Below are 242 nucleotides of genomic sequence, written 5' to 3'. Positions count from 1 at the left end.
ATGGTTGGCGTCGCGGCTGCTCGCCATTTCATCCGGCACACGCAATGGCTTTGATCTTGCAACTTCCATGATGCGGACTGGGCACGACTTCCCTTCCGTGGATCTGATCGATGAGATCGGCGAGTACATGGGCAAAGCCGACTCGTCGGAAAAGCTGGCGAACGTGGCGCGAGAGAACGCGGCCTATGTCGAGCGAAAGGTGCTTGCGATCGGCGGTGGCATGGCGTTGACCCTGAGTCTTC

1 protein-coding gene is annotated in these 242 nt (G+C 59.1%); it reads left to right on the top strand.

Features of this window, described 5'->3' with window-relative positions; all coding sequences use genetic code 11:
- Positions 1 to 242 (top strand): hypothetical protein (locus tag RVY79_RS21245; protein ID WP_317466602.1); only part of this gene is annotated, 242 nt, incomplete at both ends.

Source organism: Chromohalobacter sp. HP20-39 (genome assembly GCF_033052815.1).
Taxonomy (GTDB): domain Bacteria; phylum Pseudomonadota; class Gammaproteobacteria; order Pseudomonadales; family Halomonadaceae; genus Chromohalobacter.
This window is presented reverse-complemented; position numbering and strand designations above follow the sequence as displayed.